The sequence below is a fragment of the Nocardia sp. NPDC019219 genome (assembly GCF_040632645.1).
In the GTDB taxonomy this organism is placed as follows: Bacteria; Actinomycetota; Actinomycetes; order Mycobacteriales; family Mycobacteriaceae; genus Nocardia; species Nocardia sputorum.
Genome location: NZ_JBEYCG010000011.1, coordinates 138,752 through 158,254, shown reverse-complemented (window position 1 = coordinate 158,254; position 19,503 = coordinate 138,752). Strand labels below are relative to the sequence as shown.

The window sequence follows — 19,503 nt, the reverse complement described above, 5'->3', positions numbered from 1 at the left end:
TAGGCGTAACTCCGCCGTCGCTACGGCCGTGGGGGACGCTTGCGTCGGGTAGCGTCCGCTCGATATGCGATCCACGGCCGTGGCGGGCGCTCCGGGCGGACCACGTCCGACCGCGCCCGTCGGACGGTGGTCAGTGCCGGAAGGCGTCCTTGACCTTCTCGCCGGCGTCCTTCAGGTCGGACTTGACCTTGTCGGTGCGGCCTTCGTCGCGCTTCCCCCGGTCGCCCGCGGCCTCGCCGAACTTCTCTTTGGCCTGGCCGGCGACTTTTTCGGCCTTGTTCTTCGCCTTGTCGACTGTGCTCATGTCACAACCTCCTTGTGAAGAGACCGGCCGACCATCTTCAGCCGGTCTTCTACGCGATAGCCCGTTATTGGGAGGCCAAACGTCCGGCATTTCCGAACAAAGCAGAAGACCCGGCCGGAACCGGGTCTTCGCGAAATTCGTGCGTATCGAAAACGACGAGTTCACGCGGTGTCTTCCGCCGCGGAACGCACCGGAAAGCGGATTACGAGGCAGGAACCGTGGGCGGTGTGAGAAGGCCCTGGAGCACACCGACACCGGCGCCGACAGCCGCGCCGACGGCGATGGCAGGAGACGCGACGAACCCGTAACCGATGGCGGCGCCGAGAGCCATGACGGCCACCGTCCCGGTCGGGAACATCGGCAGGCCCGCGATGGCGCCGCAGACCGCGCCGATGACGGCTCCGATGGAGGCGACCGGCGAGGCCACCATGCTGCCCACCGAGGCGCCGATGGCGGTGGATCCGAGGAGGTCGGCGGCGATCCGGTCGGAGCGCGATGGCTCGAAGCCCGCCGAATCCAAGGTCTGCGCGATGCTCGCTTCGGGACCCGCGATCGCGTCGTTGAAGATCTTGCCCTGCTCGGGCGTCAGGAAGTCCGGCCTGCCGATCACCACCGAACCCACGCGCAGCGTGCCGGGCGGCGCCTCGATCGGCGCGACCCCGGGGGCCGGGGCGGCGGGATTGGGCAGATGCAGCCGCTGCGGGACGATGGGGGCGAGCACGTTCGCGTCCGGCATCGGCCGGGTGGTGCTCGAGTCGTTGCGGCCGGCGGAGACCGGGGGCGGCGCGACTTCGGGCGGAACGACGTCGTCCACGGGATCGGCCGCCGGAGCGAGGACGCCGACTGCGGGGGCCGGGGCGAACGGGATCTGCACGGAGATCTCCGGCAGCAGCGGGTCGGCGGTGGCGGTGGCGGCGCCGACCACGGACAACGGGATGGCGCTCGCGACGACCAGAGTGGCGGCGCGGCGTAAGAAGGGGTGCGCTGGAGTTTCGGGTACCGCTATGTCCATGGACTTACCCACCTCATTCTGACGAGGACATATACCTACCTTTCTAGTTCGGTTCAGAAAGCCATACGGATGCGCGAAACTTCGATTTCTTTTCCGAACGTGAGGAACCGCACGCGTGCCAATCGAATCCGCGCCGCGGGGGTGAATAACCGTGCGCCGGAGGGTAACCGATGACCACTGTCGGTGCGTCCCTATTTGCCGACGGAAATCATGGAAAACCGCTTCGAAACAGGTTCTCGCCCTGCCGGGCCGCGCTCGATCCGGATCGCGGACAGGCAAAACGCCCCGGGGCACACCACCCCGGGGCGCGATGCGTCAGGAAGCCGCCGCGAAACCCGCGCGCAGATCGGCGAGGATGTCGTCGATGCCTTCGATGCCGACCGCGAGCCGGACCAGACCGGGCGTGACGCCCGCGGCCAGTTGCTCTTCGGGTGTCAGCTGCGAGTGGGTGGTCGAGGCCGGGTGGATCACCAGCGAGCGCACGTCGCCGATGTTGGCGACATGACTGTGCAGCCGCAGCGCCTCGACGAACCGCTTGCCGGCATCCACGCCACCGGCCAGCTCGAAGCCGATCACCGCGCCGGTGCCCTTCGGCGCGAGGGCGCGGCCCCGCTCGTACCACGGCGAGGACGGCAGGCCCGCGTAGGACACCGACGTGACTTCCGAACGGGTGGTGAGGAATTCGGCGACCGCCTGCGCATTCTGCACATGCCGCTCGATCCGCAGGCTCAGCGTCTCCAGGCCCTGGCTGATCAGGAACGCGTTGAACGGGGAGACCGCCGAGCCGAGATCGCGCAGCAGTTGCACGCGCGCCTTGAGCGCGTAGGCGGGCGCGCCGAGTTCGGCGTACACGACACCGTGGTAGCTCGGGTCGGGTTCGGTGAAGCCCGGGAACCGGCCGCCGGTCCACTCGAACTTGCCGCCGTCCACGATCACGCCCGCGATGGCCGCGCCGTGTCCGCCGAGGTACTTGGTGGCCGAGTGCACGACGATGTCGGCGCCGTGGGCCAGCGGCTGGATCAAGTACGGCGTGGCGACGGTGTTGTCCACGATCAGCGGCACACCGTGGTCGTGCGCGACGCCCGCGATCCCAGGGATGTCGAGGATGTGGTTCTGCGGGTTGGAGACCGTTTCACCATAGAGCGCCTTGGTGTTCGGGCGGATCGTGGCTTTCCACTGCTCGAGGTCGTCGGGGTCCTCGACGAAGGAGACCTCGATGCCGAGCTTGGGCAGCGAGTAGTGGAACAGGTTGTAGGTGCCGCCGTAGAGCCGGGGGCTGGAGACGATGTGGTCGCCCGCGCCCGCGATGTTGAGGATCGCGAAGGTCTCCGCGGCCTGCCCGGAGGCGAGCAGCAGGGCGGCGACGCCGCCTTCCAGGGCGGCGATGCGCTGCTCCACCGCGTCCTGGGTCGGGTTCATGATCCGGGTGTAGATGTTGCCTGGCTCCGCCAGACCGAACAGTGCCGCCGCGTGCGCGGTGTCGCGGAAGGTGTAGGAGGTGGTCTGGTAGATCGGCAGCGCGCGGGCGTTGGTGGTGCCGTCCGGAATCTGTCCGACGTGGATCTGCTTCGTCTCGAAGCTCCAGTCCTGGGACAGGTCGGGTTCGGTCATCGGGGTGGTCTCCTTCAGTGGTTGGTCGATCGGGTTGCGACGGCGGCTAATCGGTGATCAGGGTGGTCTCGACCGGAGTGCGCCCGGTGGTGAGATCGAGCACGGGGCAGTGCGCGTCGACGGCCTGCTGCAATTCGGCATAGCGCTGTGCGGTGTCGGGTCCGCCGATGCGAACGGTCACCCGCACCGCCTGGAAACCGGCGCGGACGCTGTCATCCAAGCCAAAGAATCCGCGCACGTCGAGATCGCCTTCGGCGCTCACCGACAATTCGTCGACGGTGATGCCGAGGCGCTGGGCCCAGAACCGATAGGTCACCACCTGACAGGCGATGAGCGACGCCAGGTACACCTCTACCGGGTTGGGCGCGGTGTCCGCGCCGCCGAGCGCGGGCGGCTCGTCCACGCGCACGGTGTGCTTGCCGAGGGTGATCGCGCTGCCCACCGTCCCCTCCGGGGTCCCGGAGGCACGGAACACCACCAGCGCGTTCGCCGGGTCGTCCGCGACGGCGCGGGCCGTCGTGTCGGCGATGTCGTTGAGCGGGGTGCCCACATCAGTTGTCATGTCCACTGACGCTAGGAACCCGGGCGGGCGACGGCGATAGTTACATTCGGACTGAGTGCAACGATGGCGCGCGGCTTTTCGTGCGACGCGGTCAGTCCGCGGGCTCGGGGTCGGTGTCCGGCTCCGGCGGCGGCACGGTGGCCGCGTCGATCTGCTCGCCGACATATCGCAGGACGACCGCGGCCATCGCGACCACGGGGACGGCCAGGAACGCGCCGACGATCCCGTACAGCGAGCCGCCCGCGGTGACCGCCAGCAGCACGATGACCGCGTGTAGCTGCATGCTGCGGCTCTGCAACACCGGCTGCAGCACGTTGCCCTCCAGCTGCTGCACGGCGATGACGATGCCGAGCACGATCAGCGCGGTCACGAAGCCATTGCCCACCAGGGCGACCAGCACGGCGAGCGCACCGGCGACGAACGCGCCGACCATCGGGACGAACCCGCCGAGGAAGGTGATCACCGCGAGGACCAGCGCCAGCGGGACCCCGAGGATGACCAGGCCCGCGCCGATGCACACCGCGTCGACGAGGCTGACCAGCGCCTGGGTGCGGATGAACCCGCCGAGCACGACCCAGACCCGGCTGAGCACCTCCTCGAGGTGCCTGCCGCCGCGGCTGCCGGAGACGCTGTGCAACCACGGCAGGAAACGCGGGCCGTCCTTGACGAAGAAGAAGGTCAGCACGAGCACCAGGAACAGGGTGACCAGCACCGACGTCGCGGTGGTGACGCCGCTGAACACTCCGGTCGCGATCTGCTCCGAACTGGACTGCAACTTGGAGACGATCGCGTCCACGGCCGAATCCAATTGCTCGTCACGGATTCTCAGCGGCGGGCCCTGCAACCAGTCGCGCACCTGGTTGACGCCCGCGCTGGACTTGTCGGCCAGTTCCGGGGCCTGGTCCACGACCGAGGGCACGATCAGCGCGATGATGCCGGCGAGCACGCCGATGAATCCGAGCACCGCGAGCGAGGCGGCGGCGGCGGGCGGCAGGCCGCGTGCGGTGAGCCAGCGCACGGGCGGCCACAGCACGGTGGCGACGACGATCGCCAGCGCCACCGGCAGGATCACCACCCACAGCCGGGCGACCAGGAATCCGAGCACCCATGCGCCCGCCGCGATCGCGACGATGCACACCGCCCACTTGGCCAGCCAGACCAGGCCCGCACCGATGACGTCGCCGCGATCCCGCGGTGCTGGCTTGTCCGGTCCGTGGCTTTTGCTACGTTCGCTCACGGGCCCAGTCTGGCACGAGGACGCCCGATCGATCAGAGCTTGCGGCTGCCCGCCCAGGCGCGCACACGCCGGGAACGCGCACTGTTTGACCCCGCGGCCCCGGGTCATCACCTGAGCACGTCATCGGAAGGATGGTTGCCGTGCGGTGTGTGGTGTTCGGTGCGACCGGCTACATCGGCGGACGACTGGTGCCCGAACTGCTGCGCGCCGGTCACACAGTCCGCGTGCTGGCTCGCACCCCGGGCAAGCTCGCCGAGGCGCCGTGGCGCGATCGCGCCGAGGTGCTGGCCGGTGACGTGACCTCCGCCGCCGACGTGCGCGCCGCACTGGCCGGACAGGACGTGCTGTACTACCTGGTCCACTCCTTGACGCGGGCCGACTTCGACACCGTGGACCGGAAAGCCGCCATCCTGGTCGCGGCCGAGGCGGCGGACGCCGGGCTGATCAGAATCGTCTACCTCGGCGGCATCGTCCCGGACGCGCAGCGGCTGTCGCGGCACCTGGCCTCGCGCGCCGAGGTCGGCGACATCCTCGGCGCGGGTGCGGTGCCCGCGCTGGTGCTGCGGGCCGCGGTGATCATCGGTTCCGGCTCGGCCAGTTTCGAGATGCTGCGCTATCTGACCGAGCGGCTGCCGATGATGGTCACCCCGCGCTGGGTGCACAACCGGATCCAGCCGATCGCGGTGCGTGACGTGCTGTATTACCTGACCGAGGCGGCCTCGCTGCCCGACGGCGCGGGCGGTGCCTTCGATATCGGCGGTCCGGACGTGCTGACCTACGCGCAGATGATGCGCGGCTACGCCGAAGTGGCGCGGCTGCCGCGCCGGCTGATCGTGCCGGTGCCGGTGCTGACGCCGTGGTTGTCGGCGCAATGGGTGAATCTGGTGACGCCGGTGCCACGCTCGATCGCCGTGCCGCTGATGGAATCGCTGATCAACGACGTGGTCTGTCATGACCACGCGATCGCCGACCTCATCGCGGACCCGCCGGGAGGACCGACCGGTTACCGCCGGGCGGTGAGGCTGGCACTGCAGAAGATTCGCGACCTGGACGTGCCGACCAGGTGGTCGGACGCCCATCCGCCGGGTGCGCCGTCGGATCCGCTGCCCACCGACCCGGAATGGTCGGGCGGCTCGCTGTACCGGGATGTGCGCGAACGGCACACCGACGCCGACCCCGCGACGCTGTGGCGGGTGATCGAGGCGATCGGTGGCGAGCACGGCTGGTATTCGTTCCCGCTGGCCTGGTCTCTGCGCGGCTGGATAGACCGGCTGGCGGGCGGCGTCGGTCTCGGCCGCGGGCGGCGCGACCCGCACCGGCTGCACGAGGGCGAAGCGCTGGATTGGTGGCGGGTGGAGCGGTTGGAGCGGCCTCGGATGCTGCGGTTGCGCGCGGAGATGCGGGTGCCGGGCCGGGCCTGGCTGGAGCTCGCGGTCGAGCCCGACGGTCCCGGCGCCACCTATCGGCAATGCGCGTTGTTCGAGCCGCACGGGCTGGCCGGGCACCTGTACTGGAAGTCGATCGCGCCGTTCCACGCCGCTATCTTCGGCGGGATGGCCCGCAACATCACCGGCGCCGCGGAAGCGGTCCGCGCGCGCTGACGCGGGCCGGTCGCCTGCGCTTCGGCTATCCGGTGGTGGGGGAGATGGCCAGTGCCGTGGCGATCAGCGGCCAGGAGTTGTGCAGATCCTGCTGCCAGTAACCCCAGGAGTGGGTGCCGACGGGCCGGAAGTCGAAGGTCGCCGGGATGTCGAGCTCGCGCAATCGATTGCTCAGGTCGTGCGCGCACTGGTTGATGACCGCCTCCAGGAATCCACCGGTGACGAGCTGGCTGGCCAGTTTCTCGCTGTTACCGTCGATGCCCGGTCCGTCGGGTGTATCGAGCGGGCCCGGTATACCGGTGCCGGTGGAGACGTAGATGGCGGTGCCGCGCAGTTGCTCGGCATGCAGGTAGGGATCGTTGGCCGCCCACTGCGGGTCGGTGGGCGGCCCCCACATGTTCAGGGTGTTGCCGCGCCAGCGGGTGACCACCGCGGCGACCATGGCTTGTCCCGCGGGATCGCTGGTGCGCACGCACCCGCTGTAGGAGCCGAGGGCCCGGTAGAGCCCGGGTGCGGCGAGGACGAGCTGGAATACCGAGGTGGCCGCCATGGAGATGCCGGCGACGGCGTTGGCGCCGTTGCCCGAAAAAGCGGCATCGATCAACGGCGGCAGTTCCCTGGTGAGAAATGTCGTCCAGCGTTGCCTGCCGAGTACGGGATCGTCCGTCCGCCAATCCGCGAAATAACTTCCCTCGCCGCCCATCGGCACGACGACGTTCACTTGACGGTCGCGAAAGAATTCCTCGATATCCGTCTGATTCGGCCAGTTGCTTCCTCCGGTGCCACCGCTGGCGCCATTGAGCAGATACAGCACGGGCGCCGGTCTCGAATTGTCCGGCGCGCGGATCACTTTCACCGGGACGGTGGCGCCCATCGCGGCGGAGTAGATCCGCACGTCGGTCAGGCGGCCGATGACCGGGCCGATGTCCAGCACCCTGGAACCCTCGGAAGACACCGGATAATCGAGGATTTCAGTTTCCGATTGTGCTATCGCCCCAGGCCAACGGGGAGTCATCAGGGTGGCGGCGAGCATGAGCGCGATGGCGATCGAGGTGCTGACCGCGCTCGGTGTGGCTGTCGTTCGAGCGTGCACGTGAGACCTCCGAACCTGGTTCGTGCACTGTCGTGGTGGCGAAGGTAGGACGCGATCACGCGGCCCGGCAAGCGCCAGCGCGCATTCTTGGGAAACTCGACGAGCCACTCGCGCGGTCCTCTGGTGGCGGTCACAAGATTTTGTCTCACCTATGGTCGTCCGATGTTTCCTGTCGTTAACTTTCCTGAGGGTCAGTCGAGAATTTCCTCTCGCCCGCACGAATCGAGAACACTGTGGTCAATTTCGGTTTCATCGACGAATGGCAACCCACGGCGGGAAGGCTCACCAGTTGGCGGGCCGCGCCGGAATCACTCGCCGCGGCGCGCCGCGCGCCGGCGCATCCGGCGCCACCGTCGCATCAGCAGGAGGAATATCTGCGCACCGCGCACCGCACCGCGGATGCGGGATTCCGCGTTTCGCGGGTGTGCATGATCGCGTTCACGATTCCCGGCGTCCCGGATCGGGCGGCGCTGACCCGTGCGATCGAGGCGTTCCTGCGCAGGCACGACACGTTCTGGAGCTGGTTCGTCAGCACCGCGGCGGATGAGGTGGAGCGCCGTGTGCTCGACCCGGCGGACATCCGGGTCGTGCCCACCGAGCATGGCGTCTACACCGACAGCGACGCCATCCGGGCGCACGTCCTCGCCGAGACGCCCGGTCCGCTGGAGTGGGACTGCTTCAGCTTCGGGATCATCGAGCACGCGGAGGCGTTCACGGTGTACGCGGCGGTGGACCACCTGCACACCGACGGCGTCGCGCAGGCGTTGTCCTGTGTGGACCTGTTGACGCTCTATGGCAGCGAATTGTCCGGCGGCACCCTGACTCCGGCGCCGGTGACCGGTCACATCGCCTACTGCGAGCGGGAACGCCGCCTCAGTGCGGAGCTGACCGCCGAATCGCCGCAGATCTCCGTCTGGCTGGATCTGCTACGGCGCAACGGCGGTGATGTACCCGGCTTCCCGGTGGACCTGTGGGCCGCCGGCGACGAGCACATTCGGGGCGCGCAGGTGACCACCGACCTGATCGATGAACCGGGTGCACTGCGTTTCGAAGAGGTCTGCCGGGCCAACGGCGGCCGGTTCACCGGCGGATTGTTCGCCGCGGCCGCGCTCGCCGAGATCGAACTGGCCGGTGGCGATTGGTATTTCGGCCTGACACCGGTGAACACACGCCGCACCGAGGGGGAGGCCGCGTCGGTCGGGTGGTACACGAATCTGATTCCGGTGGCCTTCCCGGTGCGCGCCGATCAGTCGTTCACGGGTGTGGTCGCCGCGGCCCAGGCGGCCTACGACCGGGGCAAGGAGCTGACCGACGTGTCGCTGCACCGGGCACTGCAACTGGCGCCGCCCGAACTCGGCATCCGCACCCGGCCCGGCTGGTCCGCACGGATGCTGTCCTATCTGGACATTCGCAAGATGGCGGGCGTCGAGATGTTCGACAAGATCGACGGTGGCATGTTCGCCAATCGCGGCAGCTCGCGCGAGGTGTACATCTGGATCAACCGATTCACCGATGTCACCACGCTGAGCCTGCTGTTCCCCGATACGCCGCGGGCGCACGAGGTGATCGCGCGCTACGTCACCGCCGTGCGGGCGATCGTGGCCGATGTCGCCGCGAAAGGCGACCGCGCGGTGCGGGCCGGCGCCCTTCCATGAGCACCCGGGCGCGCATTGTCACCGGCACCGAGCCGGTGATCGCCGGCTCGGCGGCGTGGGCAGCGCTAGGCGCCTGCCTGCTGGCCGTGTTCATGCAGATGCTGGACATGACGATCGTCAACACCGCCCTGCCGAGCATCGCACGGGAATTGGCGGCGCCCGGTTCGGCGCAGGTGTTCGTCGTCGCGGGCTACAGCCTGGCCTTCGCGGGCACCCTGATGACCGCCGCCCGGATCGGGGAGTCGATCGGGCGGCGGCGGGTCTTCATCGGCGCGATGGCGGCCTTCACAGTCGCCTCGGTGTGGTGCGGGCTGGCCCACCTGCCCGGTGAGCTGATCGCGGCGCGCGCCGCGCAGGGTCTGTCCGCCGCGGCGATGTCCGCGCAGGTCATCGCCATCATCAGCGCCGTGTTCCCGAAACAGCGGCAGCCGTTGGCCTTTGGGCTGTACGGCGCGGCCGCCGGTCTCGCGGCCATCGCGGGCCCCTTGCTAGGCGGCGCGGTCATCGCCTCCGATCCGTTCGGTCTGGGCTGGCGTGCCATCTTCCTGCTGAACGTGCCGCTGTGCGTGCTCGGCTTGCTGCTCGCGCACCGGCACCTGCACGTGGGCAGGCCCGCCACCACGGAACGGCTGGATGTCGTCGGCGCGGCGCTGGCGACCTGCGGGCTGGTCGCCTTGCTGTATCCCCTCGCGGCCGGCCGCGAACAGGGCTGGCCGCCACAACTTTTCGGATTGGCCGGCGCCGGGCTGGCGCTGCTGGTGGTGTTCGTCTGGCACCAGCGCGGACGGCTGCGATCGGGGGAGAGCCCGCTGTTGCGGATCGATCTGTTCGCGGACCGGGGTTTCGCGGTCGGCTCCGTGCTGACGCTGCTGTTCTTCGGCATCTTCGCGGCCTTCTTGTTCACCGTCTCGGTGACGGCGCAATCCGGGCTGGGCTTCACGGCGTTGCGGACCGGGATTCTGGTGTTGCCGTTCGCGGTCGGCGGCGCGTGCGGCGCCCTCACCTCGCCGGTACTGGTGGGACGGATGGGCAGTCGCGCGCTGACCCTCGGCGTGTCGATGTTCGCCGTCGCGATCGCCGTCATCGCGGTGACGGTCCACCCCGCCGACGCCGGGATCGATCTGGGGCGGCTCGCCGTCCCGGTCTTCGCCGCAGGCGCCGGGATGGGACTGTTCGCCGCGCCGCTGCCCGCGGCCATGATGGCGGGCGTCGCCGAACGGGCGACCGGCTCGGCGTCGGGAACGGTGCCCACCGTGCAGCAGATCGGTAGTTCGGTGGGGGTGGCGATGCTCGGCTCGCTGTTCTTCCGCCGGGTGGACGCCGACACCGACCGCGGTGTCGGGCACGCGAAATCCGTTCTGGCGGCATCGCTGACGAACTCACCCGCGGCGCAGCGTGACCGCGACGTCACCACTTTCACCGAGTGCGCCGAATCGGCGCTGCGTTCGCCGACCCCGCACCTCGACGCGCACACCTGCCCCGGCGCGGGGGCCGACCTGGCCGGTCAGATCGCCGCCGCGCACACCTTTCTCGCCGCCTGCGTCACGGTGCTGTGGGTGGTCGCGGCGACCGCGCTGGCGCTCGTCGCGCTCAGTCTCGCGCTCCCACGGAAGGGGGCGGCACGGTGACGGCGCTCGGTCGTGCGACCGCGTCGTCCGACTTTGGTCGGCCACAACGAACAACACGACGGACCAGGGCCTGGGAAGGACGCTCTCCATGACGCCAACAGCACCCGGCGTCGTCCACTACGACCGAGTGTGGTCGTATGACGAGCTACTCGAACGCAAGCGGCACCGCACCGTCTCGGTGGTCGTTCCCGCCCTGAACGAGGAGGACACCGTCGCGGGCGTGGTCGGCTCGATCCGCGACCTGGTCGGCACCCTGGTCGATGAACTGATCGTGCTCGACTCCGGCTCCACCGATCGGACCGCCGCCCGGGCGCGCGCGGCGGGCGCGACCGTCTACTCCCGCGAGCAGGCGCTGCCCGCCGTGCCGCCGTGCCCGGGCAAGGGCGAGGTGCTGTGGCGGTCGCTGGCGGTGGCCTCCGGTGACTTCATCGTGTTCGTCGACGCCGATCTCGTCGCGCCCGACCCGCGGTTCGTCCCCTCGCTGCTCGCGCCGCTGCTGTCGCACGACGACCTGCGGTTGGTGAAAGGGTTCTACCGCCGGCCGATCGGCGACGCCGCGGACGGGGGCGGACGCGTCACCCAACTGGTGGCCCGGCCGCTGCTCGCCGCGCTCGTGCCGGAGCTCGCCGAGTTGCGGCAGCCGCTGGGCGGCGAGTACGCGGCGACCCGGGAACTGCTGCGCGCGTTGCCGTTCGCCCCCGGCTACGGCGTCGAGATCGGCATCCTGATCGACACCTGGCGCAGGCACGGAGCCGGAGCGATCGGGCAGGTCGACCTCGGTGCCCGCGTGCACCGCAATCGGCCGCTGCCCGAATTGGCCGAGATGAGCAGGCAAGTGATCGCGACGCTGCTCGACCGGCTCGGCATTCCCGACTCGGGCGCCGCGCTGACGCAGTATCTGCCGCAGGGCTCGGGCTGGCGCGCGGTGCCGGGCGCGGCGCCCGCGGCCGATCGGCCGCCGATGACAACGCTGACCGGCACGAGTGTGCGCTGACGACGGGTGTGGTTGCTCATCGATGCCGCTGGTCGGCGGCGCGTCCGGTCGCAGGCGCGGGCGACGTCCGGACACCGGCGCTGCGCCACGGCGACCGCGAGTCCGCCGGAGCTCGGCCCGGTCTCGCGCGGCGAACGTTCCGCATCCGCCCGCCGCTCGACTTACGCTGATCCCGGTGGGGGTTTCGGTGTGACGACGGCTGGGAGTCTCGGTGGGCGCGGCATTGGTCAAAGGTCAGAACGCGGCATTGGACGTGGCGCGCGTGCTGGTGTCGGTGCGCACCGAGGCCGCGGTCGACGTGTCGGCGCTGTTGGTGACCGCGGCCGGTCGCGTGCGATCGGACGCGGACTTCGTGTTCTTCAACCAGCCCAGCGCGCCCGGTGTGTCGCTGGAACGGGGAACGCCGGGCGCACTGTCGGTTTCGCTCGCCGACCTGCCCGCGGACATCGCGCAATTACGGGTCGTGCTCACGCTCGACGATCCGGCCGAGACCTTCGGCCGGGTCGCGCCCCCGGTCGCCACGGTGGCCGACGCGGCGGGAAACCCGCTGTACGAGTACCGCATCGAGGGTTTGGGCAGCGAATCCGTGGTGATCGCGCTGGAGCTGTACCGCCGCCAGGGCGGCTGGAAGGTGCGCGCGGTCGGGCAAGGCTATGCGGGCGGGTTCGCGGCACTGGTCACCGATCACGGCGTGAGCGTGGACGAGGAGCCGTCCGCGGCGGTCGCGTCCGCGCAACCAGCCGCGCCGGACCCGTCGGCGCGGGCCGTCCCGGACGTCTTCACCGTCCCCGGCGAGGCGAAGCTCTCCTTCGAGAAGCGCGCGACGCTGGATCTGCGCAAGCGCGAGGTCGCGAAAGTCCTCATCGACAAGGACGCTTTCGGGATCCGCGCGCGCGTCGTCCTGGTCGTGGACAAGACGGGCAGCATGAACCGGCAGTATCGCGACCAGGTGGTGCACCGCGTCGTGCAGCGGATGATCCCGGTGGCCACGCAGCTCGACGACGACGGGACGCTGGAGGCGTACCTCTACGCCGTCTCGTTCGCCAAGCTGCCCGACATCACCGTCGAGCACGGCGACGAGTGGGCCCGGACCTATCTGCATCTCGGCGGAACCCACGGGGGCATCGACTACGACCTGCTCGGTGGCCGCAACGACGAACTGCCGATCATGCGCGCCATCATCGACTCGTTGCGCCCTGGCGGCCGCCCCACCCTCGTGCTGTTCTTCACCGACGGCGGCTTCGCCAAGAAACGGGAGATCGCGGCACTCATGCGCGAAGCCGCGCTGCTGCCCGCCTTCTGGCAGTTCGTCGGCCTCGGCCGGGCCAACTACGGTCTGCTGCGGACCCTGGACGAGCTGTCGGATCGGGCGGTGGACAACGCGGGATTCTTCGCCCTCGACGACATCGATCAGGTCGACGACGCGCAGCTCTACGCCCGATTGCTCGGCGAGTTCCCCGACTGGCTGCGCGCCGCGCGGAACGCGGGCATCCTGCGCTGACCCGCGTGTCGGCGCTCGCGCGAAGCCGCCTTGCCCACGGAGAAACCCCGGCCTGTCATAGCGAGATGCTATGGCGAACGGCGATCGCCGCGGATCAGCCGATGACGGCGTTCATGATGGTGCCCGCGCTGGTGGCGATCACCCCGCCGATCATGGCTCCCGCCACCATCTTCGGCGACTCGAGCCCACCGCCGGTCCACTTCTCCCAGGCGAAGCGGCCACCGGCGTAGATGATGCCGCAGATGCCCGACAGGAGTACGAACCACGTCAGGTAGCGGACCAGTTGGAGGAACTTGTCGGAGATCGGCGGTGCTTCTGGAGTGGGGTTGCCGATCTGCGCCAGGGTGTCGTAAGCGGCGGCCAGGATCATCGTCGTTCGCTCATTCTGGATTCGGGACAGGGGCAAGTGATTCGCTGAGAAGATCGTATCCGTTCGCTCGCCGCGATGCAGTCACCTCCGTGCAGCGCAGGGAAGTTCGTGTTTCCGGTGTCCTCGCCGGGGTAGCCCGACGCCGGGTCCGCCCGCCCGTGCCGCCGTGGGCGGCGGAGGTTCCGCGCAGTGCGCCCACCATGGCGCGCTCCGTGCCCGTATCCTGGTTCGTGGCCGAATTCATCGGTGGTCGAACAGCTTTCGCAAAAGGGCTGGTCGGCGGCAGGGTTGTATTCGAGCGTAGAGGGAGTAGACGGTGAGCATCATTCTGGCGTCGGTCGGCGATTCGTTCACGACGTTGGCGCAGATCGGCAATCCGACCCCGGAGGCGCCGCCCCTGGCGGACAAGCTCTTACAGTTCGTGCGGTATCTCACCTGGTTCGCGCTCGCGTCCGGCATCGTCAGCATCATCTACGCGGGCGGCCGCTTCGCCTGGGAGAAGTGGAGCGGCGGCGGCTTGCAGTCGCCGAAGATGATCGCGGGCGCGATGCTCGGCGGGGTGGTCGCCACCAGCGCGGGCACCATCATGAACACCGTTCTGGAGTTCTGACCGCGGCATGATCCTCCGGCGCGTCGTCGCCGCGACCGTGCGCATGCCGCGAAACGCTCGCCGAGCCTCGGCCATCCCGGCCGTCGTACCGGGTCGTCTCGGGCGACCGCCCGCGGTACTCGTCCTGAAATCGCCCCGATGACCTGCTGTTTTGCCCCGATGGGCGGTTGTCCTCCGGTGCGGATCGCGCCGTGCCCGATAGGATCGGAAGCGGAGCAGGATCATGGACCAGAGGACCGAGGGCAAGCTCACGGTGTCGCGGCGCAGGGCGCTCGGCATCGCGGCGACATCGGTGGCCGCGTTCGGCTGGGCGGCGTGCGGCCGCTCCGGCGACGACAGCTCCGTCCCCGATGACGCCGCCACCATCGCCAAGGATGCCTACGTATTCGGCTACCCGCTGGTGCTGATGGACGTCACCCGCATCGCGGCGGAGGCGTCCACGCCGGTCAACCGGTTCGAGCACGCGGCCGAGTTGCCCACTCCGGCGCAGCGCGAAGCGGTGCGGCTGGACCGGGACACGTTGCGTTCGACCGCGTGGCTCGACCTGGCGAACGAGCCGATGGTGCTGAGCGTCCCCGCCATGGACCGTGGACGGTTCTGGCTGGCGCAGGTGCTGGACGCCTGGACGAACAACGTGCACAACCCCAGTGGTCGTCGTCCGCAGGCGCGATCGGCGTCGCCGCCGTACACCTACGTGGTGACCGGCCCGGGGTGGTCGGGGGCATTGCCCGAGGGATTGACGCCCTTGCCGATGCCGACGCCTACGGTATGGCTGATCGTGCGAATCCAGGTCGACGGGGAGACCGATCTGCCGGCCGTGCGCGCCATACAGCAGCGGTTGCGACTGGTCCCGTTGAGCGCGTGGGTGGCGGGCGCCGAGCCGCCTGCGCCCGCCGCTCCGCCCTGGCAGGCGGCTGTGCAGCCGCCGCCGGAATGGGTGGCGGAGATGGACGCGAAGGTGTTCTTCGATCGGATGTGCGCGGTGCTGGCGGTGAACCCGCCCGCACGCGAGGATGAGCCCGCCATGCGGCGCTTCGCGACGATCGGGATCCGGCCGGGCGGCGCGGTCGAGGGCCTCTCGGAGGACGAGCTCGCCGCCGCGGTGGGCACCGCTCAGCAGCAGATCCCGGTGTATCTGGGCGCGCGGACGGTCAACGAGAACGGCTGGCTCGTCGACCCGGACGTCGGCCGGTACGGCGTCAATTACCTGCTACGCGCCGCCATCGCCCGGGTGGCTCTCGGCGCCAGCCTGGCCGAGAACGCCTTCTATCCGACGCTGTTCGCCTCGACCGCCACCGGCGACGGCGCAGGCCGATTCCGGCTGCACTTCACGCCGGGCGGGCTGCCGCCCGTCGACAACTTCTGGTCGCTGACCGCCTATGACGCCGACAGCTACCTGGTGCCCAATCCCGCGGAGATCTACACGGTCGGCCATCCGGATCCGGTGCTGCTCAACCCCGACGGCTCCGTGGACATCGCGTTGCAGTACGCCGACCCCGGCCCGGCCGTACCAGCCGGAAACTGGCTGCCGATCCCGGAATCCGGGCAATTCTCGCTGACCTTGCGCATGTACGCGCCGAAGCCGGAGGCCATCCAGGGGCGTTGGCGTCCACCGCCGCTGCTGCCGGTGCTCTGATCCGCGCTCCGCCTCGCCGCGGCGCGACGGAACGGTCCCGCCTGTTCACCGGTGTGCTCGGCAACGCTGCCGCATCCAGCGCCGAATCGTGGCCCGGTGCGCTGACCAGCCACTTCGGCTCGAGAAGGCGGTTATACTCCGGACCGGACCTGGCGCGGCAACCGATCGGATCGGAGGCGGAACAGGATCATGGACGACCGGGCCTACCGTGAATCCGCGCTGTCGCGGCGCACGCTGCTGGGCATGGCGTCGATGGCCGCGCTCGGCGCGGCGTCCTGCGGTGGATCGGACGAGAGCGGCCCCCCGCACCCTTCCGTGCGCAGCGAGGCGGGAACGATCGCCAAAGACGCCTATGTCTTCGGCTTTCCGCTGGTGCTGATGGACCTCGCCCGCATCGCGGCGGAGGCGTCCACTCCGGTCGGCCGGTTCGAACACGCGGCCTCGTTGCCGACCGCCGCGCAACGGAACGTAGCCCGGCCGGACCCCGACACGTTGCATTCGACCGCGTGGCTCGATCTGGCCGACGAGCCGATGGTGCTGAGCGTTCCCGTCATGGACGGGGGCCGGTTCTGGCTGGCGCAGCTGCTGGATGCCTGGACGAACAATGTGCACAATCCGAGCAGCATCCGGCCGCAGGCCGCGCCGCCGCACACCTATGTGGTGACCGGTCCGGCGTGGTCGGGGGCGTTGCCCGAGGGACTGACGCCCTTGCCGATGCCGACGCCGACGGCGTGGCTGATCGTCCGCGTCCAGGTCGACGGAGCGAAAGACATCCCCGCCGTGCGGTCCTTGCAGCAGCGGTTGCGGCTGGTCCCGTTGAGCGCGTGGAGTGCGGGCGTAGAGCCGTCCACGAGCGCGCCGCCCGGGGGGCGCTCCGGCGGGCAGCGGCCGGTCGATCAGGTCATGGGGATGGACGCGCACGAATTCTTCGATCGGATGTGCGCGCTGCTGGCGGTCGACCCGCCCGCGCCCGAGGACGAGCCCGCCATGCGGCGCTTCGCGACGATCGGCATCCGTCCCGGCGGCGCGGTCGAAGGCATCTCCGACGCGGAGCTGACCGCGGCGGCCGACACCGTGAAGCAACAGCTCCCGGTGACACTGGGGGCGAATACGACCAACGACAACGGCTGGGTGTCCGATCTCGGCGCGGGCCGGTACGGCACGAACTATCTGCTGCGCGCCGTCACCGCGTTCGGCGCGCTCGGCATTCCCTTGCCCGAGGACGCGCATCACCTCTTCACCGCGGTCCAGGCGGGTTCCGGTCCGTTCCGGCTGCACTTCGTATCGGGGGAGCTGCCGCCGGTCGACGCGTTCTGGTCGCTGGCCGTCTATGACGCCGGGGATTACCTGGTGCCCAATCCGGCCGAGATCTACTCGATAGGTCACCATGTCCCCGTCGTGCTCAATGCGGACGGCTCCTTTGACCTGACGCTTCAGCACGATGATCCCGGTCCCGGCGTTCCCGAAGGCAACTGGTTGCCCATCCCGGAATCCGATCCGTTCTCGGTGACCCTGGCGTTGTTCGCGCCCAAAGCGGCGGTCCTGCAGCGGCGTTGGCAGCCGCCTCCGCTGATCGCGCTGCGCTAGGAGCGCAACAAAGTAAACGGGTTTTACTAAACACTGTTCACGAAGGCGTGTTCTGTGGTTGCATCTCCCTTGACCGTGTTCGCCACATCGTCGGCGGGTCTGCGCCCAGACCGCCGGAGGAGTTCAGCCGTGACCGTGACCACGCCGTCGATCCCGACGGGATTCGACTTCACCGACCCCGACCTGCTCGCCACCCGCCTGCCCATCGAGGAGTTCGCCGAACTGCGCCGCACCGCCCCGGTGTGGTGGTGCGCCCAGCCCGATCGGGCCAGCGGCTTCGACGACGGCGGGTATTGGGTCGTCTCCAAGCTCGCGCACATCAAGGAGATCTCGAAGAACCCCGAGGTGTTCTCCTCGCACGAGAACACCGCGATCATCCGGTTCAACGAGGAGACCACGCGCGAGCAGATCGACATGCTCGGCGACATGCTGCTGCTCAATCTCGACCCGCCCAAACACACCAAGACCCGGCGGATCATCTCCAAGGGCTTCACCCCGCGCGCGGTGGAAAGCCTGCGCGCCGCGCTGACCGAACGCGCCGCGCGGATCGTGCACGAGGCCAAGAAGTCCGGCAGCGGCGACTTCGTCGAACAGGTCGCCTGCGAACTGCCGTTGCAGGCGATCGCCGAGCTGCTCGGCATCCCGCAGGAGGACCGGAAGAAGATCTTCGACTGGTCCAACCAGATGATCTCCTACGACGACCCGGAGTTCGAGGGCGACCATCACGCCGCCACCGCCGAGGTGATGGGCTACGCCTGGAACATGGCCGAGCAGCGGCGCGCCTGCCCGGCCGAGGACATCGTCACCCAGCTGGTCAACGCCGACATCGACGGCGAGCACCTCGGCTCGGACGAGTTCGCGTTCTTCGTCATCCTGTTGTCGGTCGCGGGCAACGAGACCACCCGCAATTCGATCACCCACGGCATGAAGGCGTTCGTCGACCACCCCGAACAGTGGGAGATCTACCGGCAGCAGCGCCCGCGCACCGCGCCCGACGAGATCGTCCGGTGGGCCACTCCGGTCACCGCGTTCCAGCGCACGGCGACCCAGGACACCGTGCTCGGCGGCCAGGAGATCAAGAAGGGTCAGCGGCTCGGATTGTTCTACAGCTCGGCCAATTTCGACGAGGAAGCGTTCGAGAATCCGTTCACCTTCGACGTGCTGCGTGATCCGAACCCGCACGTGGGTTTCGGCGGCACCGGCACGCACTATTGCGTCGGCGCGAACCTCGCGCGGCTGCAGATCGATCTGATGTTCAACGCCATCGCCGACGTGATGCCCAACCTGCGGCAGGTGTCCGATCCGGTGCGGCTGCGGTCGGGCTGGCTGAACGGGATCAAGCGCTGGGAAGTCGAATACGCTTGAATCGATCGGTGCAACAGTCCAGACCACGGGGCCGTGCGCCGGTGGTGACCGACAGCGACATCCGGCGGGTGGCCAGCGCGCTGCTGGTGGAGCGTGGGCCCGACGCGGTCACGCTGCGCGCCATCGCGCGGGAACTCGGTGTCACCGCACCCGCGCTGTACCGGTACTACGACTCGCTGGAAGACCTGCTGGAGCGGCTGCGGCTGGACTTCTGCGCCGACCTGGCCGAGGACCTGACCGCCGAGCTCGCCACGCTGCCCGACGACGGCGCTGCGCAGTTCTTCGCCATCTGCCGTGGCTTCCGGCGCTGGGCGCTGACGCACACCAGGGAATTCACCCTGGTGTTCGCCTCGCCCGGCGCCGGGCAGGCCCGCGCGCTGCGCCGCTTCGACGAGCCGTTCGGCCGGGTGTTCCTGGCCGCGGCGGGCAGGTTGCTGGCGAACTACGACATCGTCACGCCGCCCACCGACGTCATCCCGCCGGAGCTGCGCGACGATCTGGTGCACTTCCAGACCGAACTGCTGGCCGCGCTGTCGGAGTCGAGCCAGAAATTCCCCGCCGAGAAGCTGGATCTCGGGGTGACCTACCTGATGATCCAGATCTGGGCACGGCTCTACGGCCACGTCACGCTCGAGGTGTTCGGGAATTACCCGATCCCGTTGGACAACCCGGAGATCCTGTTCGACGCGATGCTGGCCGACCTGGGCCGCACCGCGGGCCTGCTCGCCGAATGAGAC

At 69.3% G+C, this 19,503-nt stretch carries 17 protein-coding genes; 10 read left to right on the top strand and 7 right to left on the bottom strand.

Annotation, left to right across the window (positions count from 1 at the left end; translation table 11 throughout):
* Nucleotides 1–130: 130 nt before the first annotated feature.
* The 5 genes from ABZ552_RS21215 to ABZ552_RS21195 form a co-directional block, all read right to left on the bottom strand.
* Nucleotides 131–304: a CsbD family protein gene (locus tag ABZ552_RS21215; RefSeq protein WP_159840107.1), complete on the bottom strand. Its 174-nt coding sequence runs from the start codon at nucleotides 302–304 to the stop codon at nucleotides 131–133.
* 202 nt (nucleotides 305–506) lie between these two features.
* On the bottom strand, nucleotides 507–1,316 hold the full coding sequence (locus tag ABZ552_RS21210) for a hypothetical protein (protein WP_281874771.1): 810 nt from the start codon (nucleotides 1,314–1,316) through the stop codon (nucleotides 507–509).
* 315 nt (nucleotides 1,317–1,631) lie between these two features.
* Nucleotides 1,632–2,927, bottom strand: coding sequence for a bifunctional o-acetylhomoserine/o-acetylserine sulfhydrylase (locus ABZ552_RS21205; protein ID WP_281874770.1), 1,296 nt, complete (start codon nucleotides 2,925–2,927; stop codon nucleotides 1,632–1,634).
* 46 nt (nucleotides 2,928–2,973) lie between these two features.
* Nucleotides 2,974–3,489 carry an OsmC family protein gene (locus ABZ552_RS21200; protein ID WP_281874769.1) on the bottom strand — a complete coding sequence of 172 codons (516 nt, stop codon included), beginning with the start codon at nucleotides 3,487–3,489 and terminating at the stop codon, nucleotides 2,974–2,976.
* A 91-nt stretch (nucleotides 3,490–3,580) separates the two neighbouring features.
* A complete protein-coding gene (locus tag ABZ552_RS21195) occupies nucleotides 3,581–4,726 on the bottom strand; it encodes an AI-2E family transporter (protein ID WP_281874768.1) in 1,146 nt (381 codons plus the stop codon).
* 131 nt (nucleotides 4,727–4,857) lie between these two features.
* On the opposite strand from ABZ552_RS21195, the gene ABZ552_RS21190 reads away from it, so the two are divergent.
* Nucleotides 4,858–6,327 (top strand): SDR family oxidoreductase, encoded by a 1,470-nt coding sequence (locus tag ABZ552_RS21190; protein ID WP_357439169.1) that lies wholly within the window; start codon nucleotides 4,858–4,860, stop codon nucleotides 6,325–6,327.
* Nucleotides 6,328–6,352: 25 nt separating this feature from the next.
* Here the strand turns inward: ABZ552_RS21190 and ABZ552_RS21185 are convergent, their stop codons facing one another.
* Complete coding sequence (locus tag ABZ552_RS21185; protein ID WP_350356431.1) at nucleotides 6,353–7,282, bottom strand: alpha/beta hydrolase family protein; 930 nt, start codon at nucleotides 7,280–7,282, stop codon at nucleotides 6,353–6,355.
* Nucleotides 7,283–7,653: 371 nt separating this feature from the next.
* Between ABZ552_RS21185 and ABZ552_RS21180 the strand changes: the two genes are divergently transcribed.
* The 4 genes from ABZ552_RS21180 to ABZ552_RS21165 all read left to right on the top strand — a co-directional run bounded on the left by ABZ552_RS21180 (nucleotide 7,654) and on the right by ABZ552_RS21165 (nucleotide 13,198).
* Nucleotides 7,654–9,075 carry a condensation domain-containing protein gene (locus ABZ552_RS21180; RefSeq protein ID WP_357439166.1) on the top strand — a complete coding sequence of 474 codons (1,422 nt, stop codon included), beginning with the start codon at nucleotides 7,654–7,656 and terminating at the stop codon, nucleotides 9,073–9,075.
* Nucleotides 9,072–10,703: an MFS transporter gene (locus tag ABZ552_RS21175; RefSeq protein WP_357439163.1), complete on the top strand. Its 1,632-nt coding sequence runs from the start codon at nucleotides 9,072–9,074 to the stop codon at nucleotides 10,701–10,703. Before ABZ552_RS21180 ends, ABZ552_RS21175 begins: the two co-directional genes overlap by 4 nt.
* Before the next feature lie 88 nt (nucleotides 10,704–10,791).
* Entirely contained in the window at nucleotides 10,792–11,697 is a 906-nt protein-coding gene (locus tag ABZ552_RS21170) for a glucosyl-3-phosphoglycerate synthase (protein WP_281874764.1), read from the top strand.
* A 211-nt stretch (nucleotides 11,698–11,908) separates the two neighbouring features.
* Nucleotides 11,909–13,198 carry a VWA domain-containing protein gene (locus tag ABZ552_RS21165; protein ID WP_357439160.1) on the top strand — a complete coding sequence of 430 codons (1,290 nt, stop codon included), beginning with the start codon at nucleotides 11,909–11,911 and terminating at the stop codon, nucleotides 13,196–13,198.
* A 94-nt stretch (nucleotides 13,199–13,292) separates the two neighbouring features.
* Here the strand turns inward: ABZ552_RS21165 and ABZ552_RS21160 are convergent, their stop codons facing one another.
* Nucleotides 13,293–13,568 (bottom strand): hypothetical protein, encoded by a 276-nt coding sequence (locus ABZ552_RS21160; RefSeq protein ID WP_039796837.1) that lies wholly within the window; start codon nucleotides 13,566–13,568, stop codon nucleotides 13,293–13,295.
* Between the two features lie 316 nt (nucleotides 13,569–13,884).
* On the opposite strand from ABZ552_RS21160, the gene ABZ552_RS21155 reads away from it, so the two are divergent.
* The 5 genes from ABZ552_RS21155 to ABZ552_RS21135 all read left to right on the top strand — a co-directional run bounded on the left by ABZ552_RS21155 (nucleotide 13,885) and on the right by ABZ552_RS21135 (nucleotide 19,500).
* A complete protein-coding gene (locus ABZ552_RS21155; protein WP_040865713.1) occupies nucleotides 13,885–14,178 on the top strand; it encodes a hypothetical protein in 294 nt (97 codons plus the stop codon).
* Nucleotides 14,179–14,401: 223 nt separating this feature from the next.
* Entirely contained in the window at nucleotides 14,402–15,814 is a 1,413-nt protein-coding gene (locus tag ABZ552_RS21150) for a DUF1254 domain-containing protein (protein WP_281874762.1), read from the top strand.
* A 189-nt stretch (nucleotides 15,815–16,003) separates the two neighbouring features.
* Complete coding sequence (locus ABZ552_RS21145; protein WP_357439156.1) at nucleotides 16,004–17,401, top strand: DUF1254 domain-containing protein; 1,398 nt, start codon at nucleotides 16,004–16,006, stop codon at nucleotides 17,399–17,401.
* 135 nt (nucleotides 17,402–17,536) lie between these two features.
* Complete coding sequence (locus ABZ552_RS21140; protein ID WP_281881091.1) at nucleotides 17,537–18,766, top strand: cytochrome P450; 1,230 nt, start codon at nucleotides 17,537–17,539, stop codon at nucleotides 18,764–18,766.
* 8 nt (nucleotides 18,767–18,774) lie between these two features.
* Nucleotides 18,775–19,500, top strand: coding sequence for a TetR/AcrR family transcriptional regulator (locus ABZ552_RS21135; protein ID WP_281874760.1), 726 nt, complete (start codon nucleotides 18,775–18,777; stop codon nucleotides 19,498–19,500).
* Nucleotides 19,501–19,503 lie beyond the last annotated feature (3 nt).